Origin of the sequence: Pseudomonas sp. RW3S2 (genome assembly GCF_014268955.1) — a bacterium.
In the GTDB taxonomy this organism is placed as follows: domain Bacteria; phylum Pseudomonadota; class Gammaproteobacteria; order Pseudomonadales; family Pseudomonadaceae; genus Aquipseudomonas; species Aquipseudomonas wayambapalatensis.
In genome coordinates, this window is the sequence record NZ_JABWRM010000007.1 from 1 (window position 1) to 24560 (window position 24560).

Sequence of the window (24560 nt, forward strand, 5' to 3'; positions counted from 1 at the left end):
CCCCCCCCCCCCCCACGCACATGGGTCAGACAGACGCCTGGTGGGCGAACTGCGGTGGCGGGATGGAAGGTGTCGGCGCCTTGAGCCAGGCACTGGGCGAGGACAGGCGTGAAACCAGTACTCGCGGTGCCTGGTCGTAGTAGGTCCCCCAGTTGACACCGGGGTCCTTGACCCGACGCGGATCGGCCAGGCCCAGGTCGTCGAGGTTGTCGACGATCGCTGCCAGCAGCTGCTGGACCTGTGGCGTGGCGGTCAGCACCACCAGGCCGAAGTTGCGCAGCGCCAGGGTGCGGATCACGTTGTCGAGCAGGTACTTGCCGGCGCCGCTGCCGCTCTGGAACGAGGCGAAAGCACCGATCTCCGCGATACGCGCACGGTCGATGGCATAGCGTTCATCCAGCGCATGGTCCAGGTAGTACTCGCTGAACAGCTTGCCGGAGTCGCCGTAGCTGATGCCGGCACAGGCGTAGCCTGGCGCCCCGCCGGTCGAGCCGGTCAGGCAGGCGAACAGGTCGGGCTGCGGCACGGGCGTTGCGTCGTAGTGCTTGAGGTAATGGCCACGCACCGCCTCCTGCAGGCAGCGGTAGCCGGGGCGACCCTTGTAGAAATTGCGCACGATGTACATGGGCGACGTCCCGTCCTAGGCGTACAGTTGATCGATGAATCGCGCTTCGATCTCGGCGCGCCGCGGTCGTCCGGTGACCGTGTAGAACTGGTCACGAAACGCGGCAATGTCCTCGACCACCTCGACCCGTCGTACCCGCGCGAAGTCGGCAAGGCGGTGCTCCAGGCGCGCCATCTCGTCCCGCACGCTGGCGGGGCTCGCGGTGCTGAGGACGATGGCACACGGCTCGTCGCGCCCCTCGCCCATGACGATCATGTCGTCGACCAGCGGGCTCTCCTTGTAGACGTTCTCCACCCACTCAGGCGAAATGTTGCGTGCCGTCGAGAGGATGATCACGTGCTTCTTGCGCCCGGTGATGTACAGGAAACCGTCACGGAACTCGGCGATATCGCCGGTGTGCAGGTAGCCGTCGGACAGGTCGCAGGCCGTGTCGTCGGCGTTGTAGTAACCCGCGCAGAGGGTCGGCGTCTTCACCAGCAACTCGTCGTCGACCAGCTTGGGCTCGATGCCGTCGAGCAGCTTGCCAGCCGAGCCGATACGCCGTTCTGCAGGTGAGTTCAGCGAGATGATCGAGGAGTTCTCGCTCAGCCCGTAGGCCTCGAACACTTGCACGCCTCGGGCATCCAGGGCCTGGAGCACGGTGGCCGGGATCTTCGCGCCGCCGGTGATGATGTGCGGACTGGCTGGGCCGAACAGTTGCTCGACAGTGGCACCCTGTTCGAGCAGCAGGTTGGCCTCCTCCAGCAGCTTGGGCGGCAGGTAGAGGAAGTTGGGCAGGTTAGGTGCGATCAGCTCCAGATAATGACGGGCATTGCCGCTGGCCGCGCCGTACTCGGTGACACCTTCGGGCATCAGCGTCAGGGTGCCGCCGGAAAGGATCGGAATGAACACGCCCAGCACCTGTTCGATCAGCAGGCTCATCGGCACGATCGAGAAGTAATGCAGCGGCTGCTGCGGCAGGCGCTTCATCACGTTGTCGACCAGCAGCCCCACGGCCGCGTCGCGAATCATCACGCCCTTGGGCTTGGAGGTGGTGCCCGAGGTGTGGATCACCGAGACGATACCCGCGGGGATCAGTTCGTCGTCCTGGGCCCAGGGCGTGTCCGTGGACCGGGTCATCAATTGCCGGGGGATGAAGCTGGGCTTGTCTGGCAGGATCCGCTGCAGGCGCCGGGCGGTCGGCTCATCACTGACGAACACGGCGGCGGCCTTGCCGAGCAGGCTACTGATCTGATCGTCGGAAAATTCGATGGGCACCGGCAGCAACACACCACCAACCTTCTGGATCGCCAGCAGGGTGTACACCCACTCGTAGCATGAGCGCATCGCGATACCGAACACCTTGCGCTCGCAGTTGCCGACCCGAGCCTGCAGTGCCTGGGCCAGGCGTTCGACGTCATCGCGCAGGCCATGCAGGGTGTAGTCGCGCCCGTGCATCTCGCGGATCACCACGCGGTCCGTGCTGGTGGTCAGGTAGTGCTGCATTTTCTGGCTGATCATTGGCCGTTACCCCCGATGCGGTAGCTCTGGGCGCCGAAGATGCGTCGGCTGATATCGTCGAGGCGACGGCGGCCATGCATCACGCGGGTGTTGTCGATGACCACGATGTCGCCCTTCTTCCAGAAGTGGCTGTAGGTGTTACGGGCGGTGACTTCCTTGATCTCGTCCCAGATTTCAAGGGCGATCTCCTCGCCGTCGGCCCAGGTGATGCGTGGCGGCTCGTAATTGACGCTGGGGCCGAGCATCGAATTGCAGAAGGCTTTGCGACCACTGAAGCAGCTGGTTTCCACCGCGCTGATCACCAGTTCGGAGGCGATCAGGTTCTGGTCAATGCGACGGTAGGTCTGGCCGGCCACCTGGTCGTTGACCTGCTGCAGGTGCTCGTCGGTGATGCTGTCGATCGGCAACTGCAGCTCGATGCTCAGAAAGCGCCGCACGTTGTGCCAGGGAATGCGCCGCGCATAGCGAATGGCACGGGACTCGAAGCTTTTACGGGTTTTCGACGACAGGTCGAATAGCACCCGCTCGCCATCGCACAGCGTGGTCTCGGAGCCAACCGACGCCGCTTCCAGGCAGTAGAACCACTGCAGGTCGGGGTTGAACGGCAAATTACCGTTTTCTCGGTGCAGTCCCATCTCGTGGACGCCTGCCTCGATCTCGGCGGTGTTGGCCGTGGCGGCCTTGCGCGCCGGATCGAAGGTGACCCGGGAGGAATGCGCGCTGACGAAGTCGTTGAAGTCTTCGAGCGAGTCGCTGAAGTCGCGGTAGATCACCGCACCGCTGTGGGCCAAATCTTCATAGAGTGCCGCAGTGCTCATCGAATCGAAGACGCGCAGTCCCGGTTCGACGGCATAGACACATTCAAAGCCATAGCACGGCGTGGGATGACGGTAGAAGGGTAGAACTTTCGCGTGAGTGTGGGCCAACATCTGACATCTTCCTTGGGAAATGGATTACAGACAGGCAGGCCGTCCGCCGCCTGACGCAAACACGTTAGGGGAAATGTCGTGGATGCTGGTTTTAAGAAACCTAAAGCCATGATGAAAAATTAAAAGTGCGTGCGTGCGAGGGAACGCACAGGGGGAAGGCGTTGTCCGGGCGCGGGCCCTCGCCCCCGAGGAAGAGGTGCCAATAGGCATGGCTTGACGCGAAGAGGCCCTAAAGAGCCCTGTAACCACTGAATGTTCACTCATCCTGAGCGCCTGCAATCCGTGTCAAAAAAGCTGTTTCACCCAGCGCGGAGCAACTCTGCGGCCACGTCCTGGATCAACGTGCGCAAACTGGCGACATCCGTACCCAGCCCCCGGTCCCGCGACCAGATCATGTCCACCGTGAACACCGGAAACCCCATCGGTGGCTGACACACCCTCACCCCCTCGGGGATGCGCAGGTGGGGCAGCAGGCGCGCTGGCAAGGCGACGGTCGAAGGGACTGCGGTGAGGATGTTGACGCAGGCCTGGTAGCCGTTCGCCCGCACCAGCACGTTGCGCGTGCGACCAATCTTCTCCAGCCAGCTGTCGACCATGTTCTTCTCCGAGATCCACGGTGTGGGGAAGACATGCGCCGAGGCACAGAACTCATCCAGGCTCATGGCCCCGTCCAGCGCAAGTCCACGCTGGCTGGTCAGGCAGACGAAACCGTCGCTGAGCACCGGCTGCCATTGCAGCTCGGGGTGCAGTTGGTGGTAACTCGGCCCGAAACCGATGGCCAGGTCGATATCACCGGAAATCAACCGGTCCACCGGCAGGTCGCGGCTCAGCCGATCGAGGTGCAGGGAGGTGTTGGCATGGCTGCGCGACAAGGTCGCCAGTGCCTGGGGCAGAAAGGCCAGCTCGAAGTATTCCGGCGCGCACAGACGCCAGATCCTGGGGGCTGTGACGCCATCGCCCGCAGGATCATCCTCGGCGCAGCGGTTGACCGACTCGATCACCACGCGCAGGTAGGGTGCGATCTTTTCCGCCTTGGCGGTTGGCTGCAGCAGACCCTGCGAGGAGGCGAACAGGGTGTCGTCGAAACAACCGCGCAGGCGTTTGAGGCAGTAGCTCACCGTGGGCTGGCTGACGTTCATCAGTTCGGCGGTGCGCTTGGCACTGCGATATTCCAGCAAGTTGAGAAACACCACGATGTCTTGCAGGTCCAGCTGCTTCAGGTAATTGCTGTGAAGCATGCAGGGGCCTCCTGGGTCATCATGTTCATGGGATGGGATCGACGTCTTCGGGGAGCTTGGCCAGCATCAGTTTGAGCATTTGCGCCAGGGCTTCGCGCTGCTCGGGCAGCAGCGGTGCCAGGAACTGGTTTTGCAAGTCGGTGTGGCTGAAAACCGCTTTTTCGATGGCCGCAAGCCCGGCTGCAGTCAGCGCCACCTTGTAGCTGCGCTTGTCGGCAGGGTCGTGGATCTGCTCGACCATGCCCGCCTCCTTGAGGCGGCTCAGTCGATTGGTCATCGCCCCGGATGTGATCAACAACGAGTTGTACAGCTCGGTCGGGGTCAGCTGGTACGGTGCGCCGGAGCGGCGCAAGGTCGCCATGACATCGAACTCCCCTTCCTTGAAACCGTATTGATCGAGCACCGCGCAACGTCGGCGCTCGAGGTGTTTCTGCAGGCGCGCCATGCGCCCGAAGACCTCCATGGACGAAGCGTCCACCGAGGGCATCGCCTGCGCCCATTGCGCGACGACGAAATCGACATGATCTTTCATTGGCATAACCGTCCGTTCACCATGAACTCCCCAAGGGCCACATCCCTGCCGTACCCCGGCACCTTCCAAGTATCTTAACGTTAAGTTATCTTGATATGCACGAGGTATGAATCGGGAGGGAACATGGCGTTCTTCGAACACAACCGAAATCGCTATTACTACTTTGACGCCGGGGCCGGCACCCCCACCCTGCTCCTGCACGGGCTGGGCAACAGTGGCCGCGCCTGGACGGACCAGGTCGGGGCCCTGCTGCGCCTGGGCCATCGCGTCATCGTACCGGACCTGCTCGGCCATGGCGCGTCCAGCAATGCGCCGGAACACATCACGCCTCACCTGCAAGCCCAGGAGCTGATCGCATTGCTGGATCACCTTGGGCTGGCCAGCACTCAACTGATCGGGCTTTCGCTGGGCGGCATGATTGCCCTGGAACTGGCCTGCACCTACCCAGATGCCGTGGACAAACTGGTAGTGGCCGCGACCTTCGCCAGCATGAACAGCTCCGCGCGCCATAACCAGCTCGATGAGTGGGTCGAAAACCTTTGCCAACCGGACGGCTGCCTGAAGCGCTTCAAGACGACATGGCCGCAACTGGTCGGCAGTTCCTTCGCCGCCTCCAGCCAAGGACAGAGCCTCTACCAGGCCTGGCATGCCCAGGCTGCCATGCAACGGGCGCGCTGCCAGACCAACTGGTGCGAGGGTATGAAAACCTACGACCCGAGCGATCGACTGTCACACATCCAGGCACCCACCCTGGTGCTTGCCGCCGACGGCGACCGCATCAGCCCACCTGGCGAGGCCGAGGCCATTGCCAGACGTATTGCTCACGCCCAGCTCATCACTTTTCCAGGCGACGGCCATGTCTTCAACGTTTCCCATGCCCCGGCCTTCAACCGGGCACTCAGTGGTTTCCTGCAGGAGCAACAGCGACATGGGTGACACACCCTCCAAGGCCAGCGTAGTGCTGCTGGCGATTCTGGTCGGCATCAACCTGCGACCGATCATGGCCTCGGTCGGCCCGCTGCTCGATCTGCTGCAACGCGACCTGGGCCTGAGCAACTTCCAGGGCGGCTTGCTGACCACACTGCCGGTGATGATGATGGGCCTGTTCGCCCTCGCCGGCCCTTGGCTGCTGCGCCTGCTCGGCGAGGTCAAGGGCGTGGCCATCGGCATGACGCTGATTGCCGCAGCCTGTGCGGTACGCACCTACGTCGAATCGTCCTCTGCACTGATCGCCAGCGCTGCCGTGGGTGGCGTCGGCATTGCCGTGATCCAGTCGCTGATGCCCGCGTTCATCAAGCGCAACCATCCGCAAAGCGCAGGGATGCTCATGGGGCTGTTCACCACGGGGATCATGGGCGGTGCGGCCATCGCCGCCGCCATTGCCGCTCCCAGCGCGGGCAAGCTGGGCTGGAACCTCACTCTCGGCTATGCCGCCATTCCGGCAATGATTGCGCTGATCGCCTGGCTGCTCGCCGCAGGCAACGTGCATGCCTATCCCACGGCGGCCGGCCTGCCCTGGCGCAGTGGCCGGGCCTGGCTGCTGCTGGTGTTCTTCGGGATCGGCACCGGCGCGTACACCTTGGTGCTCGCCTGGCTGCCGCCCTTCTACATCGAACTGGGCTGGACAGCGAAAAGTGCCGGCTACCTGCTCGGCGCACTGACCATCACCGAGGTCATCGCCGGTTTGCTGGTGTCGGCGCTGATTCACCGTTTCCCGGATCGCCGCCAACCCTTGGCGCTGGTGATCCTGCTACTGATCGGCGGGCTGGCCTGCCTGATGGCGGCGCCGCTGCAACTGGCCGCCTTGGCCATCCTGTGCCTGGGGCTGGGCATCGGTGCGTTGTTCCCGCTGTCGCTGATCGTCACCCTCGATCATGCACGCTCACCGACCGAAGCCGGGTCGCTGCTGGCCTTCGTGCAAGGGGGTGGCTACCTGATTGCTGCCTCGATGCCGGTGGTGGCCGGGCTGGTGCGTGACGAGTTCAGCTCGTTGCACTGGGCTTGGGCCGTCATGGCGGGTGGCGCTGTACTGCTGCTTGCCTTGAGCGCCCTGCTCCGGCCGGTAACCCCGCGAACGGTCGCCGCCCAGGCTTGACCCTCCTCGACTCCGGGGCGCTCTCCAGCGCCCCGGACGCCCTACCCGATTTTTCCTGACCCGCCCCACCAGCGCACCATAGGCACTCTTTTGGTGCAAAAGCGCCGCAACCTCCCCCTGCCTACCCCGTCCCGTGCGCGCTGCAGCCCAGTGGCACAGCCTTTGCGACGGCCTACCGTGCCCCATTCGCGAACTTAGTTTTTTTAACGTTCATGAGCACATATTTACTAATTTATCCATCTGCGCCCACGCCCCATGATCGCTTCCAACAAGAAAGCGTCGCCTTTTGCCGACGCGCATCCGGGCACCTTTGAAGTGCCCATCCTTGCCTTGGAGTCCGTCATGACCAGCGCAGCCACATCGGCACCTCTCATAGAAAAACACACGATCGGATACGTGCCCCCCGAAGACCGCCATGGAAAGGTAAAGGACTTGTTCACCCTGTGGTTCGGCGGCAACATCGCGCCGCTGCCCATCGTCACCGGCGCCCTGGGCGTGCAGTTGTTCCACCTGAACCTGATCTGGGGCATCGTCGCCATCCTGGTCGGTCATCTGGTCGGTGGTGTGCTGATGGCCCTGCACTCGGCCCAGGGCCCGCAGATGGGCATCCCGCAGATGATCCAGAGCCGCGCCCAGTTCGGCACCCTCGGCGCGCTGCTGGTGGTGGTGATCGCAGGGGTGATGTACATCGGCTTCTTCGCCTCCAACATCGTGCTGGCGGGCAAATCGCTGCACGGTGTGGTCGACAGCGTGCCCGTGCCAGTGGGCATCGTCATCGGCGCCCTGGGTTCGGGGATCATTGGCATCATCGGCTACCGCTTCATCCATGTGCTCAACCGCATCGGCACCTGGGTGCTTGGCATCGGCATCGTGGTGGGCTTTGGCTATATCTTCACCCACGTGCAGAGCGATGACTTCCTGACCCGTGGCAACTTCAACATCTCCGGCTGGCTGGCCACTGTGTCGTTGGCAGCGCTGTGGCAGATCGCCTTCGCCCCTTACGTGTCGGACTACTCGCGCTACCTGCCGGCCGATGTGAAAGTGTCGTCGACCTTCTGGACCACCTACCTGGGCTCAGCCCTGGGTTCGAGCCTGTCGTTCATCTTCGGCGCAGTCGCCGTGCTGGCGATCCCCGCCGGGATGGACACCATGGACGCCGTAAAGCTGGCCACCGGCGCCATTGGCCCGCTGATGCTGGTGCTGTTCCTGCTCAGTGTGATCAGCCACAACGCGCTCAACCTGTATGGTGCGGTACTGTCGATCATCACCCTGGTGCAAACCTTCGCCTATCGCTGGATCCCGACCGCGAAGACCCGCGCCGTACTTTCGCTGATCGTGCTGGCCGCGTGCAGCGTGGTGGCAGTCTTCGCCTCGTCCGACTTCATCGGTCACTTCGTCGACATGGTCTTGGTGCTGCTGGTCGTGTTGGTGCCGTGGACCGCGATCAACCTGATCGACTTCTATGCCATCCACAAGGGCGAGTACGACATCCAGTCGATCTTCAAGGTCGACGGCGGGATCTATGGGCGTTACAACCCGCAGGCGCTGATCGCCTACGCCGTCGGGATCGTGGTGCAGATTCCGTTCATGAACACGCCGCTGTACGTAGGCCCGGTATCGGAACACATCAATGGCGCCGACCTGTCGTGGCTGGTCGGGCTGGCGGTGACCACACCGCTGTACTGGTGGTTGGCCAGCCGTGACAGCGTCTACCGTCGCCGTCAGATGGGCGCCAAGCTCGCTGCCGGACATTGATGCAACGCGCTTGCCCTGCACTTGTGCAGGGCAAGCTGGTTTTTTCGCGGATGAATCGGAACACCTCTACGGCTCGAACCCTTCGACGATGATCACCTCGGCCTTGGCCACCCCCTGCCGATAGCGGCACGCCTCCTGATACAGATCCGACCGATAGCAGGCCAGCGCCTGCTCATACGAGTCGAACTCGATCACCACGTTGCGCTGCGGCGTCGCCCGCCCTTCCATCGCCTCGCTCCTGCCTCCCCGGGCCAGAAAGCGCCCGCCGAATGCCACGAACGCCGCTGGCGCTCGCTGGGTGTACTGCTGGTACTGCTCCGGGTCGGTGACGTCCACATGGGCGATCCAGTAAGCCTTCATCCGTCGATCTCCTGTATAGGGTTATTTGTGTATTATGGTATACCATAAAAATCACCTGACCACAGTGAGCGTGCAGCATGGCTTTCAACAGCATCGAAGACCTTCTCGAAGACTACCGCCAGGGCAAGATGGTGCTGCTGGTGGACGACGAAGACCGGGAGAACGAAGGCGACCTGCTGATCGCCGCCGAGCGCTGTGACGCGCATGCTATCAACTTCATGGCCCGCGAAGCACGCGGCCTGATCTGTCTGACCCTGACCGACGAACACTGCCAACGCCTGGGCCTCGAACAGATGGTGCCGACCAACGGCAGCGTGTTCAGCACGGCCTTCACCGTATCGATCGAGGCCGCCAGCGGTGTCACTACCGGCATCTCTGCCGCCGACCGCGCGCGGACCGTGGCTGCAGCCATGGCCGCGGACGCCCGCCCCGAGCACCTGGTCCAGCCTGGCCATATCTTCCCCCTGCGCGCCCGCGAAGGCGGCGTACTGACCCGCGCCGGACACACTGAAGCCGGTTGCGACCTGGCACGCCTGGCAGGCTTCGCACCGGCCTCGGTGATCGTCGAAGTGCTCAACGACGACGGCACCATGGCCCGCCGCCCGGACCTGGAACTGTTCGCCGAGCGCCACGGTATCAAGATCGGCACCATTGCCGACCTGATCCACTATCGCCTGAGCACCGAACAGACGGTAAGGCGCATCGGCGAGCGTGAGCTGCCAACGGTACACGGCACCTTCCGCCTGGTGACCTTCGAGGACCGCATCGAAGGTGGCGTGCACATGGCGATGGTGATGGGCGACATCCGCCGCGAGCAGCCGACGCTGGTGCGCGTGCATGTCATCGATCCGCTGCGCGACCTGGTCGGCGCCGAATACGCAGGCCCTGTCAACTGGACGCTGTGGGCGGCGCTGGAGCGGGTCGCGGCGGAGGGCGCCGGGGTGGTGGTGGTCCTTGCCAACCACGAATCGTCCCAGGCCCTGCTCGAACGCGTGCCACAACTCACCCAGCCGCAGCGCCCCTACCAGCGCGGACAGTCGAAGGTGTATTCGGAGGTGGGCACCGGCGCCCAGATCCTGCAGGACTTGGGCGTGGGCAAGCTGCGCCATCTTGGCCCACCGCTCAAGTACGCGGGGTTGGCGGGGTATGAGCTGGAGGTGGTGCAGAGTATTCCCTTCGAAGCGATCTGATTCACTATCAATACGTGAAAACTGAAACGCCCGCTGCCGCGGGCGTGCGTTATTTGAAGCGAAAAACAGATAACCCCATCAACCAAAGCAGCCCGAGGAAAATGCATAATGTTGCAATCTGTATACGGCGCTTCAAGCAATACGGAAAACTCTTTACATCAAGAGGATCCAGCGTTCCACGCCGAATACCAATCGAAGGACACGTTAGCGCTGAGCTCATGGCAGCCACTATGAGCATTCGCGACCAAAGCGAGGTCACTCCCCAAACTTTGATTTCCGCATCTATCCCCGAGCTTCTTCCAAAAGCACGACACATCACGACGAAGTGACGAGATGCAGAAATATGAAGCACCATCAAAATCCCCAGCAACATAATTGCAAAGGGCGCACCTATGAATACCAATTTGCAATTAGCCGACCAACTGCTGGCATCAATCATCTGAGACCTCGTAGAGCAACTCCCCCCAATACTCTCCGTAACGCCCACCCCATTCTGCGGCACCAACGGAACCCGCCCCTACCAACGCGATACCGCAAACTGCTTTTCCCCACACCCCAAAATGGCAGACCAAGTTAGCCACCTTGCCCGCAGCGATACCGCCACCAAAACCTGCTACTAGACTCCCGCTAAAAGCGCCCGTTTCGGTAAAGCGCACCTTGCGACACTCATCGGTCTCTCCAGACCGACAAGCCTCTTGCACCTTCAGATACGAAGCTGTCGCACCCAGTCCAATCGCCACATACCCCCCGTACTTCAAATATCGCGCTGTTTTCGCCACTTCATCCAAGTGCGTTGCATATCCCGGTATCTGCCCCGGCCCTCCGGCCTTTTTCCAGTGATGCACCAAGCTCTTCGGCGAAATACCCAGGTCCCGGCGCAACGTCTCGTAGCCCCCAGGTTCAATCGTTTGTGCAGGAACGAGCTGCTCAATTGCGCACTGAGCTGCTGATACAAGGCCTGGCGCGAAGTGAAGAACTCGGGGCTGTGCAAATGGCCATGCAGTATGAACTGCCGCTGGTGCAATGCTTCGATGCCCTTGAGCGTGTCCTTGACACGTCCCAAGCCCTGATCAAGCATGTCCTTGCCCACCCCCATGGAACTGCTTGCTCCACTCAAAACTCCGGCAATCTCCCCGATGTGTTCCATCATGAAGTTGGCTTCTGCCTCGCTGAGAGTCGCCAAGGCCCCACGCGCGCGTTCGGCAGCCTGCATCAGTAGCGCCTCTTCGTGAGTGCACGCCTGGAGATTGTCAGGGTTACCGACAACAAAGATCTCACCCGCCTTGAAGCCGTGTTCGAAGGTAGGGTTCAGCCGCTGTAGCCGAGCGATGGGGAGCGTTGAGTCTTGCGACAGCAGTCGGGCCAGCACCTGAGGGCCGGACATGCTGCGCGGCACGATGTAGAAGCCAGGCTCCAGTGCAGAGAGCTGAGCCCCCTGGCCTGCGTAGAGGTTCGATTTCATTGAAGCCGCAGCCGGTGCAGGCGATGGTGAGTTGCTTGCCTTAAAAGCACCCGAGGTCAGCCTCGCACGACCTGCCGCCACTCCATGGTCTAGAGGAGCCACCACGTGATTGCTGCCACTGGGGCATCCACAAGCGACCAACGCCCCGTCCACGGCCACAGGGCGACCGTAGGACACAAACCACGGTACGCCTTCGACAACGGTGCCGACCTCACCACACACAGGGCATGGCGTAGTGCTGTCACCCTGCCGCAGCACGGCGCGATCGTTCGCCTGATAGTTGATACCACTTGCGATACACACAGCGCCGGTGGAGGTCATGTCGCCGTCCAGCGCTTGACCTTTGCCATTCAGATTGACGCGAAGCATGCGCAGACTCCGTTGCTTGAGGAATGCGCAAACCTAACAGGCGCAAAGAGATCTACTTCCTTAGCAGGCACGAAATAGACATCTCCTACAGCGAGAAATGACGATTCAGCGCGCCCTGCAATGTCGCAGGTGATCGCCGGTAACACCGAACGCTTGCCAAAATCTTGGAATACCATAATATGATATCCCGTAGACCTTAAATCTGCCGGCCACACCTACAATCACACAACGGCCACGAACCACCTGAAATAGCTGCTCCCGAACACAGTTGGCGGGCGCGACAAAAGCCCCGCCTCGAATAACAAAAGCAACGAGGGCGTAACCATGCTGTTGAGCAAACGAGTCACCGCTGTGCTGTCCGCAAGCCTGCTAGCCCTGGCCTGCCAGGCCACCCAGGCCGCCGACAGCCTCAACTTCGTCAGTTGGGGCGGCACCACCCAGGACGCCCAGAAACAGGCATGGGCCGACCCCTTCAGCAAGAGCAGCAACATCAAGGTCGTACAGGATGGCCCGACCGACTACGGCAAGCTCAAGGCCATGGTCGAAAGCGGCAACGTGCAATGGGATGTGGTCGATGTCGAAGCCGACTTCGCCCTGCGTGCCGCCAGCGAAGGCCTGCTCGAACCCCTCGACTTCTCCACCATCCAGCGTGATCGCATCGACCCGCGCTTCGTCTCCGACCATGGCGTCGGCTCGTTCTTCTTCTCCTTCGTGCTCGGCTACAACGAGGGCAAGCTCGGCGCCAACAAGCCGGTCGACTGGAGCGCGCTGTTCGACACCAAGACCTACCCCGGCAAGCGCGCGCTGTACAAGTGGCCGAGCCCCGGCGTGCTCGAGCTGGCCCTGCTCGCCGACGGCGTGCCTGCCGACAAGCTCTACCCGCTGGACCTGGACCGCGCCTTCAAGAAACTCGACACCATCAAGAAAGACATCGTCTGGTGGGGCGGCGGTGCCCAGTCGCAACAGTTGTTGGCCTCTGGTGAAGCAGCACTCGGGCAGTTCTGGAACGGCCGCGTCTATGCCCTGCAGCAGGACGGCGCCCCGGTGGGCGTGAGCTGGAAGCAGAATCTGGTCATGGCCGACTTTCTGGTCATCCCCAAAGGTGCCAAGAACAAGGACGCGGCCATGAAGTTCCTGGCCAACGCCAGCAGCGCCAAGGGCCAGGCCGACTTCGCCAACCTTACCGCCTACGCCCCGGTCAACCTCGACAGCGTGGCCGAACTCGACAAGAAACTCGCACCCAACCTGCCAACCGCCTATGCCCAGGACCAGGTGACCCTCGACTTCGCCTACTGGGCCAAGAACGGCCAGGCAATCGCCGCGCGCTGGAATGAGTGGTTGGTCAAATGAAAGTCGCCATCAACGCCCTGCACAACGCTCAAGGTGCCGACCCCGGCACCGGCGCCCCACGCGCGGCGGTGCGCCGACCGCCGCTGAGCCAGCGCTGGCGTGGCAGCCGCAACCTGCTGCCGGCCTTGCTGTTCCTCGGCCTGTTCTTCTTCGCGCCATTGATCGGCCTGCTGCTGCGCGGGGTGCTGGAGCCGGTGCCAGGGCTGGGCAACTACGAGCAACTGTTCGCCAACTCAGCCTACGCCCGAGTGCTGTTCAACACCTTCTCGGTGGCGGGCCTGGTCACCGTGATCAGCGTGTTGCTGGGCTTTCCGCTGGCCTGGGCGATCACCCTGGTGCCTCGCGGCTGGGGTCGCTGGCTGCTGAACATCGTGCTGCTGTCGATGTGGACCAGCCTGCTGGCCCGCACCTACTCCTGGCTGGTGCTGCTGCAGGGCTCGGGGGTGATCAACAAGCTGCTGATGGCGCTGGGCATCATCGATGCGCCGCTGGAGATGGTGCACAACCTCACGGGCGTGGTGATCGGCATGAGCTACATCATGATCCCGTTCATCGTGCTGCCACTGCAGGCGACCATGCAGGCCATCGACCCGATGGTGCTGCAGGCCGGCTCGATCTGCGGCGCCAGCCCCTGGACCAACTTCTGGAAGGTGTTCATCCCGTTGTGCCGCTCAGGCTTGTTCTCGGGTGCACTGATGGTGTTCGTGATGTCGCTCGGTTACTACGTCACCCCGGCATTGCTGGGCGGTGCGCAGAACATGATGCTGCCCGAGTTCATCATCCAGCAGGTGCAGTCGTTCCTGAACTGGGGCCTGGCCAGCGCCGCCGCGGCATTGCTGGTGGTCATAACCCTGGTGCTCTTCTACCTGTACCTGAAGCTGCAGCCGGAATCCCCGGTCGGCAATGCGAGGTAATTCTTCATGCTCCTGTCCCCCAACGCCATGGGTCGCCCGCTGCGCACGGGCCTGTACCTGACCACCGGGATCATCGCCGCCTTCCTGCTGCTGCCGGTGGTGTTCATCGTCCTGCTGTCGTTCGGCTCCTCTCAGTGGCTGGTGTTCCCGCCTCCCGGCTGGACCTTCAAATGGTACGACCAGTTCTTCTCCAACCCCGAGTGGATGGACGCCGCGCTGGCCAGCCTCAAGGTTGCCGTACTGACCACCTTCGCCGCCGTGGCCCTGGGCCTGCCGACCGCCTTCGCCCTGGTACGCGGGCGCTTTCCCGGACGCGAGCTGCTCTACGGCCTGTTCACCATGCCGATGATCGTGCCCCTGGTGATCATCGCGGTCGCGGTCTACGCGCTGTTCCTGAAGCTGGGCTACACCGGCACGCTGTTCGCCTTCGTGGTCAGCCACGTGATCGTCGCCCTGCCCTTTACCATCATCTCGATCATCAACTCGCTGAAGCTGTTCGACCAATCGATCGAGGATGCTGCGGTGATCTGCGGCGCTTCGCGGCTGCAGGCGATCGTCAAGGTGACTTTCCCGGCCATCCGCCCGGGCATGATCGCCGGCGGCCTGTTCGCCTTCCTGGTCTCGTGGGATGAGGTGGTGCTCAGCGTGATGATGGCCAGCCCCGACCTGCAGACCCTGCCGGTGAAGATGTGGACCACCCTGCGCCAGGACCTGAGCCCGGTGATCGCCGTGGCCTCGACGCTGCTGATCGGCCTGTCGATCCTGGTCATGTTCATCGCCAGCGCCCTGCGCCGTCGCAACGAAACCAACGCCTGAGTGCCGGAGACAACAATAATGAGTGCAGTCATCAAAGAAGCCGCGCACGGCAAGACCCTGGTCACCCTGCGCAACCTGAACAAGCACTACGGCGACTTCGCCGCGGTCGACAACATCAGCCTGGACATCCAGGACGGCGAATTCCTCACCTTCCTCGGCTCCAGCGGCTCGGGCAAGTCCACCACCCTGTCGATGCTGGCCGGCTTCGAGACCCCCAGCAGCGGCGAGATTCTGGTCGAAGGCCGCTCGCTGGTGAACGTGCCGCCGCACAAGCGTGACATCGGCATGGTGTTCCAGCGCTACTCGCTGTTCCCGCACCTGAGCGTGCGCGACAACATCGCCTTCCCACTGGCCATCCGCAAGCTGGGCAGCGCCGAGATCGCCAAGCGCGTCGACGCCATGCTCAAGCTGGTGCAACTGGAAACCTTCGCACACCGGCGCCCGGCCCAGCTCTCCGGCGGCCAGCAACAGCGCGTGGCGATCGCCCGGGCGCTGGTGTACGAGCCGCGCATCCTGCTGATGGACGAGCCCCTCGGTGCCCTGGACAAAAAGCTGCGCGAAGATCTGCAGGACGAGTTGCGCCAGTTGCACCGGCGCCTGGGCATCACCATCGTCTACGTCACTCATGACCAGGAAGAAGCGATGCGCCTGTCCCAGCGCATCGCTATCTTCAGCCACGGCAAGATCGTCGGCCTGGGCAGCGGTTACGACCTCTACCAGAACCCACCCAACGCCTTCGTCGCCTCGTTCCTGGGTAACTCCAACTTCCTCAGGGTCACCGCCAGCAGCCATGGCGCGGCGGCGTTCGAGGGCCAGTCGCTGGCCATTCGCCTGACCTCAGGGCTGGCCGCGGGCCAGGATGCACTGATCATGGTCCGCCCGGAAAAGGCCCTGGCGCTGAGCACCGAGCAGGCGACCCGCGAGCCGCTACCCGCTGGCTGGAACGAGGTGAACGCCAAGGTCGGCGAAGTCTTGTTCCTTGGCGAAAGCCAGACCTGCCACGTGGTGACGGCAGGCGGTACAGAAATGACGGTCAAGGCGCTGTCGGCGGCGGGCATGCCGATGCAGCCGGGCGATACGGTCAAGGTACGCTGGGCGGTGGCCGATGCCTGCGTGTACACCGAGTGGGCCGAGAGTGACCTGAGCAAGGCTGCCGGCGCACACTGACAGGCCTCTTCGCAGCAAGCCCGCTCTCTGTAGGAGCGAGCTTGCTCGCGAAGAGAGCGACACCAACCTGCGCCATCACCCCGGCAACCGATACCGCTCGGCAAAGAACTGCCGGCCTCCAGCGGTGGCAGCCACGTCATCGTGCAGATGCAAGGTGCCGACGGGCGCCAGTTCAGCAATGCCTACTCACTGATGAGCGATCCGCAGCGCACGGCTGGTGCTGAACCTGCAAGGCACGCCACCCGGCAGCTTGGCACCGCGGCCTCGCTCGCGGTGCAGTACCATGTAGACGTCCTTCCTGCGTCGACATGCCCATGACCCATCCCGCCAGCGCGGGAGCTGGTGGTATTTCTCAAGCGGCCCGGCGGCCAGACCCAATTCAGCGAACTGCTGAAGGCCCAGGGCGAAGACAGCGGCGCCTTCGAAGCCTTGCACCTATGGCTCAACGACAACCTGGGCGACCCGCGCCTGAGCGTCGAACGCCTGGCGGAGCAGGCGAACATGAGCCTGCGCAACTTCACCCGGGTGTACAAGCAGAAGACCGGGCGAACTCCCGCCAAGACCCTCGAGCTGTTTCGCGTGGAAGCCGCGCGCCGCCTGCTGGAGAACTCGGCGCAGCGGATCGAGCAGATCGCCCGCCTGTGCGGCTTCGGTAACGAAGAAAGGCTGCGCCTGGCGTTTCAGCGCCACCTGCAGGTCAGCCCGCGCGACTATCGCGCCCGTTTCGCACGTAGCGTGCCCCTGGCCGAAATCCAGGGATCTTTGACCTAGGGTCTGTATGAAAAGCCTTGAGACGAAGGTCAGGCAAGGCGAAAACAGCCGAGGAACGGCCGGGGTCGCGCTCGACTTTACGGGTTGTAAATGAGCATTCCGAGGCTGTTTTCAACGCAGCATCACCGAGTATCAAGGTTTTTCATACAGAGCCTAGGGCCTGCCCGGCAGCGCACGTAGCATCGCCGTGACAAATCGAGCCTTGCGGCTACGCCTGTCGGGCCACGGCCGTGCGCCGACGGGAAGCCTTATCATCGACTTCGGCCAGTCAGGCGAACCGCACTGCGCCGCCAGCCGTTCGAGCGCCCCTTCCTGCGTCACCGCATGCCGTGCCCGTTTCCGACAACACCCATAATTTGCGGTATCCGGAATTTTCCAGGAGCACAACGATGAAACAGATCCTGATCCTCGGCGCAGGCTTTGCCGGCCTCTGGAGCGCCCTGGGCGCTGCGCGCCAGCTCGACCTGCACGGACGCGACGACGTCCAGATCACGGTGCTCGAACCACAGGCCGAGCTGCACATCCGCCCACGCTTCTACGAGCCTGACGTTCACCAGATGGCTGCCCCGTTGCAGGCGCTGTTCGACGCAGTAAACGTGCGCTTCGTACAAGGCACGGCCCACCACATCGACGAGGCAGGCCAGCGCGTCGGCTATCGCAGCGCAGATGGCAGCGAGGCGACCCTGGCCTAAGCATCTGGATCTACCCACCTGCGGCCGAACGCGCGGCCGCCCTCGCCGCAGCCGCCCCCTTGATCCCTGTGGCCTGATGCAGCCCGCTGCGCGTCTGCAAGCCGCTGGCAGACGCGCAGCGGTTATAACACCTGCGCAATACTTCACTTCCCTTGACCACTTCTCCTGCCCTAGTCTTGGCCAATCGCACCCTGATCGCATCAGGCGATCGCAATGGGATCGAAGACCATCAGGAGATTTAATCGGATGAGCAGCAGCCCCTACGTCCCACCTAAGGTCTGGAAAAACGACGCCGCAGCCGGCGGCCAGTTCGCCAGCATCAACCGCCCGATCGCCGGCCCCACCCACGACAAGAACCTGCCCGTCGGCAAGCATCCCCTGCAACTCTACTCGCTGGCCACGCCCAACGGCGTCAAGGTCACGGTCCTGCTCGAAGAGCTGCTGGCTCTGGGGCACAGCGGCGCTGAATACGACGCCTGGCTGATCCGCATTGGTGATGGCGACCAGTTCTCCAGCGGCGTCGTCGAGGTCAATCCGAATTCCAAGATCCCGGCCCTGCTCGACCGCAGTGTCGAACCGCCGGTGCGGGTGTTCGAGTCCGGTTCGATCCTGCTACACCTGGCGGAAAAGTTCGGTGCCTTCCTGCCGAAAGACCCAGCCGCCCGCGTCGAAAGCCTGAACTGGCTGTTCTGGCAGATGGGCTCGGCGCCTTACCTGGGCGGTGGTTTCGGCCACTTCTATGTGTATGCGCCGGAGAAGATCGAGTACGCCATCAACCGCTTCACCATGGAAGCCAAGCGTCAGCTCGACGTGCTCGAGCGACGCCTGGCGGTGAGCCGTTACCTGGGTGGCGACGAGTACAGCATCGCCGACATCGCCGTATGGCCGTGGTACGGGCAGCTGGTGCGCGGCAACCTGTACGGCGCGGCCGAATTCCTGGCGGTGGACGAATATCCGCACGTGCAGCGCTGGGCCGAAGAGATCGCCCAGCGCCCGGCCGTGCAGCGCGGCACCCGGGTCAACCGCACCTGGGGCGATGAGGCCAGCCAGGTGCCGGAGCGGCATTCAGCGGCCGACCTGGATTGAGCTCGACGTCGCGGGGGGGGGGGGGGGGGGGGGGGGGGGGGGCGCCCGGTGCGCGGGCGCCCGGCTCAACGCACCAGGTGCAGGAAGTGCAGGTGCCGTTCGAAGTGGTCGAGAATGTCGCCGATCACTTCGTCCTTCGACCAGCCCATCACATCGTGGTCCTGGCCACCTTCACGCAAATGTACTTCGGCACGGAAGTACTTGCGCTCCTCCCCGGCGCCATCGCTCAGGACGAAGCTGGGCATGGCATAGGCGCGTGGACGAATCTCGTAGACGAACACCTCATCGCTCGGCCCTACCTTGAGCGTCACTCGGCCACCCTCGCCTTCCTCGACACTGCATTCATACCCCTGGCGACGCCACTCCTCGGCCACCGATTGACAGGCCGGCAGCGCTACGTCAGCGATGAAGCGCTGCACATGTGAACGGCGCGGGAACATCGCCAGGGTGCGCAGACGTCGCTGCCAGTTGCCCGCAGCACGCGAAGCGGTCGGCGAGATAGCCAGCGCCTGGTAGCGCAGGTCACGCTTGGTGGCGTCGAGTTTGAGCGCCTTGAGCAGCCCGCGCATGCTCAGCAGCAACGCTAGGGTAAACGGCAGCGCACTGGCGATGGTCGCGGTCTGCAGCGCCTTGAGGCCGTCGGCCAGCAGCAGTGCGATGGCGACGATGCCCATGCTCGAGGCCCAGAAGATCCTCTGGCGGATCGGTGTGCCCTCCTTGCCGCCGGAGGCCAGCATGTCCACCACCATCGCGCCGGTATCGGCCGAGGTGACGAAAAACACCACCACCATCACCACCGCCAGGGTGCTGATGATGCTGGCGAAGGGGAAATGCTCGAGGAAGGCGAACAGTGCAAGCGACGTATCCTGCTCCACCGCCGCGGCCAGGTCGGTCAACCCCTCGTCAAGGATCATGTGGATCGCTGTATTGCCGAACACCGTCATCCACAGCAGGGTGAACGCAGTCGGCACCAGCAGCACGCCGGTAACGAATTCACGGATGGTGCGCCCGCGCGAGATGCGCGCGATGAACAGCCCGACGAAGGGCGACCAGGCCAGCCACCAGCCCCAATAGAACAGGGTCCAGCCACCAATCCAATCGGTGGGCTGGTAGGCATAGAGGTTGAGGGTACGGCTGACGATCTCGCTCAGGTAGCCGCCGGTGTTCTGCACGAAGGTCTGCAGGATCAGTACGGTGGGGCCCAGCAGCATGACCATCAGCAACAGCAGCACGGCCAGGCCCAGGTTGAGTTCGGAGAGGCGACGAATGCCCTTGTCCAGCCCGGACATCACCGAAAGGGTGGCCAGGAAGGTGGTGCCGATGATCAGCGCGATCTGGATAGGAGTGGATACCGGCACGCCGAACAGCGCATTGAGCCCGGTGTTGATCTGCGACACGCCAAAGCCCAGTGAGGTGGCCACGCCGAACACCGTGCCGATGATCGCAAAGATGTCGACCGCGTGCCCCAGTGGGCCGTGGATACGCTCGCCGATCAGCGGGTAGAGTGCCGAACGCAGGGTCAGCGGCAAGCCATGGCGATAGCTGAAATAGGCCAGGATCAGCGCAACAATGGCGTAGATCGCCCAGGCATGCAGGCCCCAGTGGAAGAAGGTAATGCGCATCGCCTCACCGGCAGCCAGCACCGTCCCGCCCTCGCCAATGGGCGGTTTGAGAAAGTGCATGACCGGCTCGGCGACACCGAAGAACATCAGGCCGATGCCCATGCCTGCGGAGAACAGCATGGCGAACCAGGTGGCGTTGTTGTAGTCGGGGGTGCTGTGGTCGGGGCCGAGCTTGATATCGCCATAGCGGCTGACACCCAGAAACACCACGGTGCCGAGAATCAGCGCCACCCCGAGAATGTAGAACCAGCTGACATTGCCGATGATCCAGCCCTGAATCTGCGCGAACAGCGCCTGGGCATGGGCCTGGAACACACTGGCGTACAGCACCAGGATCAGCAGCAGGATCGCGGAAATCCAGAAAACCGGTGGATTGATGGTGGGCTTGCGAGGTTGTTCGGGCGAACTTGCCATGTACGGGTAATCTCCATCAGGGCGCTTAATGCGCACGGTTAGCTACGACAAACGGTAGACGCTGATGGTTTTGCCCGTCGTGACATATCGGATGTTTCTGAATCTTTCAGAACATGCTCCCACGCCGCACGCCCGCCTGCCGGCACATGCCGTGCTGCAAACAGGTTTTTCCCTGGTGCAAACCTGCGCCCGCGCAGGGCTTCTTGTACACTCGCCTGCATAAAATCCACCTGTACATTTTGGTGACAGCATGATCGAGGTAACCGAGGTTTCCATTGCCGAGCTGCGCAACGCGCTCGAGTCCGGCCGCACGACGGCGGTCGAACTGGTCAAGGCCTATCTGGCCCGCATCGACGCCTACGATGGAGCCGACACCGCCACCGCGCTGAACGCCGTCGTGGTGCGCAACCCCGAAGCGCTCAAGGAGGCCGAGGCCTCCGACGCCCGCCGCGCTGCCGGCACCACCCTGGGCCCGCTGGACGGCATCCCCTACACCGCCAAGGACAGCTACCTGGTCAAGGGCCTGACCGCCGCCTCCGGCAGCCCGGCATTCGAGCACCTGGTCGCCCAGCGCGATGCCTTCACCGTCGAGCGCCTGCGCGCTGGCGGCGCGATCTGCCTGGGCAAGACCAACATGCCGCCCATGGCCAACGGCGGCATGCAGCGGGGCGTCTACGGCCGCGCCGAAAGCCCGTACAACGCCGCCTACCTCACCGCGCCCTTCGCCTCCGGTTCCTCCAACGGCGCCGGTACCGCCACTGCGGCGAGCTACAGCGCCTTCGGCCTGGCCGAGGAAACCTGGTCCAGCGGTCGTGGACCTGCTTCGAACAACGGCCTGTGCGCCTACACCCCGTCGCGTGGGGTGATCTCGGTGCGCGGCAACTGGCCGCTCACGCCAACCATGGATGTGGTCGTGCCGTACGCACGGACCATGGCCGACCTGCTGGAAATTCTCGACGTGGTGGTGGCCGACGACGCCGACACCCGTGGCGACCTGTGGCGCATGCAACCCTGGGTGCCGATCCCGGCAGCCTCGAGCGTGCGCCCGGCCAGTTACCTCGACCTCGCCGTCGGCGCCGGCGCGCTCAAGGGCAAGCGCTTTGCCGTACCGCGCATGTACATCAATGCCGACGCCGAGGCCGGCACGTCGGAAAAACCAGGCATCGGTGGCCCGACCGGACAGCGCATCAACACCCGCGCCAGCGTCATCGACCTCTGGGAGCAAGCCCGCAAGGCGCTGGAGGCGGCAGGCGCCGAAGTGGTGGAAACCGACTTCCCGCTGGTCTCCAACTGCGAGGGGGATCGCCCGGGCGCACCGACCGTGTACAACCGCGGCATCGTCAGCAAGGAATTCCTGCATGACGAGCTGTGGGAGTTGTCCGGCTGGGCCTTCGACGATTTCCTGCGCGCCAACGACGACCCCAAGCTCAACCGCCTGGCTGACGTCGACGGGCCGAAGATCTTCCCGCACGATCCGGGCACCCTGCCCAACCGCGAGGACGACCTGGCAGCCGGCATGGACGAATACGTCAACATGGCCAAGCGTGGCCTCAAGTCCTGGGACCAGATCGCGACTGTCCCGGATGGCCTGCGCGGCCTGGAGCAGACGCGCAAGATGGACCTGGAAGACTGGATGGACGAGCACAAGCTGGACGCAGTGCTGTTCCCCACCGTCGCCGATGTCGGCCCGGCCGATGCCGATATCAACCCGGCCTCGGCAGACATCGCCTGGAGCAACGGGATCTGGGTCGCCAATGGCAACCTGGCGATCCGTCACTTGGGTGTGCCGACAGTGACCGTGCCGATGGGCGTGATGGCCGACATCGGCATGCCGGTGGGCCTGACCTTCGCTGGGCGAGCCTATGACGACAATGCCCTGCTGCGCTTTGCCGCAGGTTTCGAAGCCACTGGCTCGCGCCGGGTGATTCCACCGCGCACTCCGGCGCTAGGTTAAAGGCCCGAAGGCAATCCACACTCGCCAGATTCAACTATTTGTGTAAAATTCAACACACTTAAGAATCTGGCGATTCCCCATGCCCTCGCTTCCCCTCCAGCAAGAACGCCATCTCACCCTCACCGTTCTCAAGGCGGCACTTCAGGCCTTGGGCAGCGTTGCGCCGCGCAACCTGGAAATCCTCCTGCACGACCTGGACAATCCCGAGCACTCGGTGATCGCCATCGTCAACGGCCATCTTTCGGGCCGTCGGGTGGGCAGCCCGATCCTCGCCGCACCAGAACAGGACCAAGGCTTCAAGGCACTGATGCACGCCGGCCGTACTCAGGACGGCTGCGAGCCGGTGGTGCTGCCGGACTACCCCACCACCCTCAAGGGACGCACGCTGCGCAGTGCCACGGCAATCTTCCGTGACAGCAGCGGCCACCCGTTCGCAAGCCTGTGCGTGAACACCGACATCACCGGCCTCGATGCGGCCATGGCCTTCCTCCAGCACTTTCAGCCATTCGGCGCCCTCCCAAACACATCCCCGCCCCGCGAGGCGGCCGACATGACGCTGCTGATGAGCGAGATCATTCAGGACTCGCTGCAGCGCTCGGGCCGGGGGCGGATGAACAAGCAAGCCAAGGTCGAGGCTGTGCGGGTGATGCAGGAACGCGGCTTGTTCATCGTCAAAGGTGGCGTCGAGAAGGCGGCCGACGCTCTGGGCGTGACCCGCTACACCATCTACAACTACCTGGAGCAGCTGCGCGGCGATGCCACGCCGGCTGCCCGCGAACGCTGAATGCGGAGCCCACCATGACCTTGCATGTCCAGACCCCTCTGATCGAATCCCGCCCGCTGTCACTGGCCGCCGGCCCTACCCTGTGGCTCAAGCTCGAGGCCCTGCAGCCCTCGGGCTCGTTCAAGCTGCGCGGCGTGGGCCACGCCTGCGAAGTGCACCATGCGCGTGGCGCCCGGCACTTCGTGTCGTCGTCCGGTGGCAACGCCGGCCTCGCCGTGGCCTATGCCGGGCGCAAGCTCGGCGTGCCGGTGACCGTGGTGGTGCCGGAAACCACCAGCGCGCGCGCCATCGAACTGCTGAAGCTCGAAAACGCCCAGGTCGTGGTCAAAGGTAGTTCGTGGCAAGAAGCCAACCAGCATGCGCAAGGCTTGCTGGGCGCGGGTGATGCGTTCATCCATCCGTTCGACGACCCGCTGCTGTGGACCGGACATGCCAGCATGATCGACGAAGTCGCCCAGGCTGGGCTCAAACCCGATGCCGTGGTGCTGTCGGTCGGCGGCGGCGGTTTGCTCAGTGGCGTGGTCGAAGGGCTCAAGCGCAATGGCTGGCACGACGTGCCCGTTCTGGCGGTGGAAACCGAAGGCGCCGCATCACTGCATGCCGCCATCACAGCGGGCCATCCGGTGGAACTGCCGGCCATCAACTCCGTGGCCACCTCGCTGGGCGCCAAGCGTGTGGCGGACCAGGCACTGGCCTGCGCGCAGCACCATCCATTGCACAGCGAACAGGTATCCGATCGTGCGGCGCTCCAGGCCTGCGAGCGCTTTCTGCACGATCACCGGATCCTGGTAGAACCTGCCTGCGGGGCAGCGTTGGCCCTGGCCTACGCACCTGGGCGGCTGGCGCACTACAACAAGGTGCTGATGATCGTCTGCGGTGGCGCCACCGCCACGCTGGAGCAGATTCGCGACTGGCTGGCAGCCTGAAGAAGGCCT

General features: G+C 63.5%; 21 protein-coding genes and 2 pseudogenes. 14 read left to right on the top strand and 9 right to left on the bottom strand.

Going from position 1 to position 24560, the window contains the following annotated elements:
- Nucleotides 1-25: 25 nt before the first annotated feature.
- The 5 genes from HU748_RS11620 to HU748_RS11640 all read right to left on the bottom strand — a co-directional run bounded on the left by HU748_RS11620 (nt 26) and on the right by HU748_RS11640 (nt 4824).
- On the bottom strand, nt 26-625 hold the full coding sequence (locus HU748_RS11620; protein ID WP_186711726.1) for a thermostable hemolysin: 600 nt from the start codon (nt 623-625) through the stop codon (nt 26-28).
- A 15-nt stretch (nt 626-640) separates the two neighbouring features.
- Nucleotides 641-2125 carry an AMP-binding protein gene (locus HU748_RS11625; protein WP_186720408.1) on the bottom strand — a complete coding sequence of 495 codons (1485 nt, stop codon included), beginning with the start codon at nt 2123-2125 and terminating at the stop codon, nt 641-643.
- On the bottom strand, nt 2122-3054 hold the full coding sequence (locus tag HU748_RS11630) for a TauD/TfdA family dioxygenase (RefSeq protein WP_186664264.1): 933 nt from the start codon (nt 3052-3054) through the stop codon (nt 2122-2124). The genes HU748_RS11625 and HU748_RS11630 overlap by 4 nt, the downstream gene beginning before the upstream one ends.
- 299 nt (nt 3055-3353) lie before the next feature.
- A complete protein-coding gene (locus HU748_RS11635; protein ID WP_186711728.1) occupies nt 3354-4292 on the bottom strand; it encodes a LysR family transcriptional regulator in 939 nt (312 codons plus the stop codon).
- A gap of 25 nt (nt 4293-4317) precedes the next feature.
- Nucleotides 4318-4824 (bottom strand): MarR family winged helix-turn-helix transcriptional regulator, encoded by a 507-nt coding sequence (locus HU748_RS11640; RefSeq protein WP_186664260.1) that lies wholly within the window; start codon nt 4822-4824, stop codon nt 4318-4320.
- A 123-nt stretch (nt 4825-4947) separates the two neighbouring features.
- On the opposite strand from HU748_RS11640, the gene HU748_RS11645 reads away from it, so the two are divergent.
- The 3 genes from HU748_RS11645 (at nt 4948) to HU748_RS11655 (ending at nt 8674) form a co-directional block, all read left to right on the top strand.
- Entirely contained in the window at nt 4948-5760 is an 813-nt protein-coding gene (locus tag HU748_RS11645) for an alpha/beta hydrolase (protein WP_186720410.1), read from the top strand.
- Nucleotides 5753-6919, top strand: a complete 1167-nt coding sequence (locus tag HU748_RS11650; protein ID WP_186711730.1) for an MFS transporter — start codon at nt 5753-5755, stop codon at nt 6917-6919. The genes HU748_RS11645 and HU748_RS11650 overlap by 8 nt, the downstream gene beginning before the upstream one ends.
- A 342-nt stretch (nt 6920-7261) precedes the next feature.
- Nucleotides 7262-8674: a cytosine permease gene (locus HU748_RS11655; protein WP_186664254.1), complete on the top strand. Its 1413-nt coding sequence runs from the start codon at nt 7262-7264 to the stop codon at nt 8672-8674.
- 66 nt (nt 8675-8740) lie between these two features.
- On the opposite strand, the gene HU748_RS11660 is transcribed toward HU748_RS11655, so the two are convergent.
- The gene (locus tag HU748_RS11660) at nt 8741-9034 is read right to left on the bottom strand and encodes a DUF1330 domain-containing protein (protein ID WP_186664252.1); all 294 of its coding nucleotides are present in this window, start codon (nt 9032-9034) and stop codon (nt 8741-8743) included.
- Nucleotides 9035-9111: 77 nt separating this feature from the next.
- On the opposite strand from HU748_RS11660, the gene ribBA reads away from it, so the two are divergent.
- The gene (gene ribBA / locus HU748_RS11665; RefSeq protein ID WP_186720412.1) at nt 9112-10224 is read left to right on the top strand and encodes a bifunctional 3,4-dihydroxy-2-butanone-4-phosphate synthase/GTP cyclohydrolase II; all 1113 of its coding nucleotides are present in this window, start codon (nt 9112-9114) and stop codon (nt 10222-10224) included.
- A gap of 49 nt (nt 10225-10273) precedes the next feature.
- On the opposite strand, the gene HU748_RS11670 is transcribed toward ribBA, so the two are convergent.
- Together HU748_RS11670 and HU748_RS11675 are read right to left on the bottom strand one after the other, a co-directional pair.
- A complete protein-coding gene (locus HU748_RS11670) occupies nt 10274-10663 on the bottom strand; it encodes a hypothetical protein (protein ID WP_186664248.1) in 390 nt (129 codons plus the stop codon).
- A 315-nt stretch (nt 10664-10978) separates the two neighbouring features.
- Nucleotides 10979-12055, bottom strand: coding sequence for a PAAR domain-containing protein (locus HU748_RS11675; protein ID WP_346655464.1), 1077 nt, complete (start codon nt 12053-12055; stop codon nt 10979-10981).
- A gap of 324 nt (nt 12056-12379) precedes the next feature.
- Between HU748_RS11675 and HU748_RS11680 the strand changes: the two genes are divergently transcribed.
- The 7 genes and pseudogenes from HU748_RS11680 to yghU all read left to right on the top strand — a co-directional run bounded on the left by HU748_RS11680 (nt 12380) and on the right by yghU (nt 18851).
- The gene (locus HU748_RS11680; protein ID WP_186664244.1) at nt 12380-13405 is read left to right on the top strand and encodes an ABC transporter substrate-binding protein; all 1026 of its coding nucleotides are present in this window, start codon (nt 12380-12382) and stop codon (nt 13403-13405) included.
- An 8-nt stretch (nt 13406-13413) separates the two neighbouring features.
- Nucleotides 13414-14319, top strand: coding sequence for an ABC transporter permease (locus HU748_RS11685; RefSeq protein ID WP_306109880.1), 906 nt, complete (start codon nt 13414-13416; stop codon nt 14317-14319).
- A 6-nt stretch (nt 14320-14325) separates the two neighbouring features.
- Nucleotides 14326-15135 (top strand): ABC transporter permease, encoded by an 810-nt coding sequence (locus HU748_RS11690; protein ID WP_186664240.1) that lies wholly within the window; start codon nt 14326-14328, stop codon nt 15133-15135.
- 18 nt (nt 15136-15153) lie between these two features.
- Nucleotides 15154-16302 (top strand): ABC transporter ATP-binding protein, encoded by a 1149-nt coding sequence (locus HU748_RS11695; RefSeq protein WP_186720413.1) that lies wholly within the window; start codon nt 15154-15156, stop codon nt 16300-16302.
- A gap of 330 nt (nt 16303-16632) precedes the next feature.
- Nucleotides 16633-17073 (top strand): annotated as a pseudogene (locus tag HU748_RS11700) (helix-turn-helix domain-containing protein); the annotation flags it as partial.
- A gap of 389 nt (nt 17074-17462) precedes the next feature.
- Nucleotides 17463-17735, top strand: a pseudogene (locus tag HU748_RS11705) (NAD(P)/FAD-dependent oxidoreductase); the annotation flags it as partial.
- Nucleotides 17736-18011: 276 nt separating this feature from the next.
- Nucleotides 18012-18851 (top strand): glutathione-dependent disulfide-bond oxidoreductase, encoded by an 840-nt coding sequence (gene yghU / locus HU748_RS11710; RefSeq protein WP_186720414.1) that lies wholly within the window; start codon nt 18012-18014, stop codon nt 18849-18851.
- 65 nt (nt 18852-18916) lie between these two features.
- Here yghU and betT read toward each other — a convergent pair whose 3' ends face one another.
- On the bottom strand, nt 18917-20887 hold the full coding sequence (gene betT, locus HU748_RS11715) for a choline BCCT transporter BetT (protein ID WP_186720415.1): 1971 nt from the start codon (nt 20885-20887) through the stop codon (nt 18917-18919).
- 250 nt (nt 20888-21137) lie between these two features.
- Between betT and HU748_RS11720 the strand changes: the two genes are divergently transcribed.
- The 3 genes from HU748_RS11720 to HU748_RS11730 all read left to right on the top strand — a co-directional run bounded on the left by HU748_RS11720 (nt 21138) and on the right by HU748_RS11730 (nt 24551).
- The gene (locus HU748_RS11720; protein ID WP_186664234.1) at nt 21138-22841 is read left to right on the top strand and encodes an amidase; all 1704 of its coding nucleotides are present in this window, start codon (nt 21138-21140) and stop codon (nt 22839-22841) included.
- A gap of 79 nt (nt 22842-22920) precedes the next feature.
- Nucleotides 22921-23625, top strand: coding sequence for a PAS domain-containing protein (locus HU748_RS11725; protein WP_186720416.1), 705 nt, complete (start codon nt 22921-22923; stop codon nt 23623-23625).
- A 14-nt stretch (nt 23626-23639) separates the two neighbouring features.
- Nucleotides 23640-24551, top strand: a complete 912-nt coding sequence (locus tag HU748_RS11730; RefSeq protein ID WP_186720418.1) for a pyridoxal-phosphate dependent enzyme — start codon at nt 23640-23642, stop codon at nt 24549-24551.
- Nucleotides 24552-24560: the final 9 nt, after the last annotated feature.

What these genes read in the sequence shown, in the direction of transcription:
- HU748_RS11620 (WP_186711726.1), bottom strand. Translation starts at nt 625, where the DNA reads ATGTACATCGTGCGCAATTTCTACAAGGGTCGCCCCGGCTACCGCTGC.
- HU748_RS11625 (WP_186720408.1), bottom strand. Translation starts at nt 2,125, where the DNA reads ATGATCAGCCAGAAAATGCAGCACTACCTGACCACCAGCACGGACCGC.
- HU748_RS11630 (WP_186664264.1), bottom strand. Translation starts at nt 3,054, where the DNA reads ATGTTGGCCCACACTCACGCGAAAGTTCTACCCTTCTACCGTCATCCC.
- HU748_RS11635 (WP_186711728.1), bottom strand. Translation starts at nt 4,292, where the DNA reads ATGCTTCACAGCAATTACCTGAAGCAGCTGGACCTGCAAGACATCGTG.
- HU748_RS11640 (WP_186664260.1), bottom strand. Translation starts at nt 4,824, where the DNA reads ATGAAAGATCATGTCGATTTCGTCGTCGCGCAATGGGCGCAGGCGATG.
- HU748_RS11645 (WP_186720410.1), top strand. Translation starts at nt 4,948, where the DNA reads ATGGCGTTCTTCGAACACAACCGAAATCGCTATTACTACTTTGACGCC.
- HU748_RS11650 (WP_186711730.1), top strand. Translation starts at nt 5,753, where the DNA reads ATGGGTGACACACCCTCCAAGGCCAGCGTAGTGCTGCTGGCGATTCTG.
- HU748_RS11655 (WP_186664254.1), top strand. Translation starts at nt 7,262, where the DNA reads ATGACCAGCGCAGCCACATCGGCACCTCTCATAGAAAAACACACGATC.
- HU748_RS11660 (WP_186664252.1), bottom strand. Translation starts at nt 9,034, where the DNA reads ATGAAGGCTTACTGGATCGCCCATGTGGACGTCACCGACCCGGAGCAG.
- ribBA (WP_186720412.1), top strand. Translation starts at nt 9,112, where the DNA reads ATGGCTTTCAACAGCATCGAAGACCTTCTCGAAGACTACCGCCAGGGC.
- HU748_RS11670 (WP_186664248.1), bottom strand. Translation starts at nt 10,663, where the DNA reads ATGATTGATGCCAGCAGTTGGTCGGCTAATTGCAAATTGGTATTCATA.
- HU748_RS11675 (WP_346655464.1), bottom strand. Translation starts at nt 12,055, where the DNA reads ATGCTTCGCGTCAATCTGAATGGCAAAGGTCAAGCGCTGGACGGCGAC.
- HU748_RS11680 (WP_186664244.1), top strand. Translation starts at nt 12,380, where the DNA reads ATGCTGTTGAGCAAACGAGTCACCGCTGTGCTGTCCGCAAGCCTGCTA.
- HU748_RS11690 (WP_186664240.1), top strand. Translation starts at nt 14,326, where the DNA reads ATGCTCCTGTCCCCCAACGCCATGGGTCGCCCGCTGCGCACGGGCCTG.
- HU748_RS11695 (WP_186720413.1), top strand. Translation starts at nt 15,154, where the DNA reads ATGAGTGCAGTCATCAAAGAAGCCGCGCACGGCAAGACCCTGGTCACC.
- yghU (WP_186720414.1), top strand. Translation starts at nt 18,012, where the DNA reads ATGAGCAGCAGCCCCTACGTCCCACCTAAGGTCTGGAAAAACGACGCC.
- betT (WP_186720415.1), bottom strand. Translation starts at nt 20,887, where the DNA reads ATGGCAAGTTCGCCCGAACAACCTCGCAAGCCCACCATCAATCCACCG.
- HU748_RS11720 (WP_186664234.1), top strand. Translation starts at nt 21,138, where the DNA reads ATGATCGAGGTAACCGAGGTTTCCATTGCCGAGCTGCGCAACGCGCTC.
- HU748_RS11725 (WP_186720416.1), top strand. Translation starts at nt 22,921, where the DNA reads ATGCCCTCGCTTCCCCTCCAGCAAGAACGCCATCTCACCCTCACCGTT.
- HU748_RS11730 (WP_186720418.1), top strand. Translation starts at nt 23,640, where the DNA reads ATGACCTTGCATGTCCAGACCCCTCTGATCGAATCCCGCCCGCTGTCA.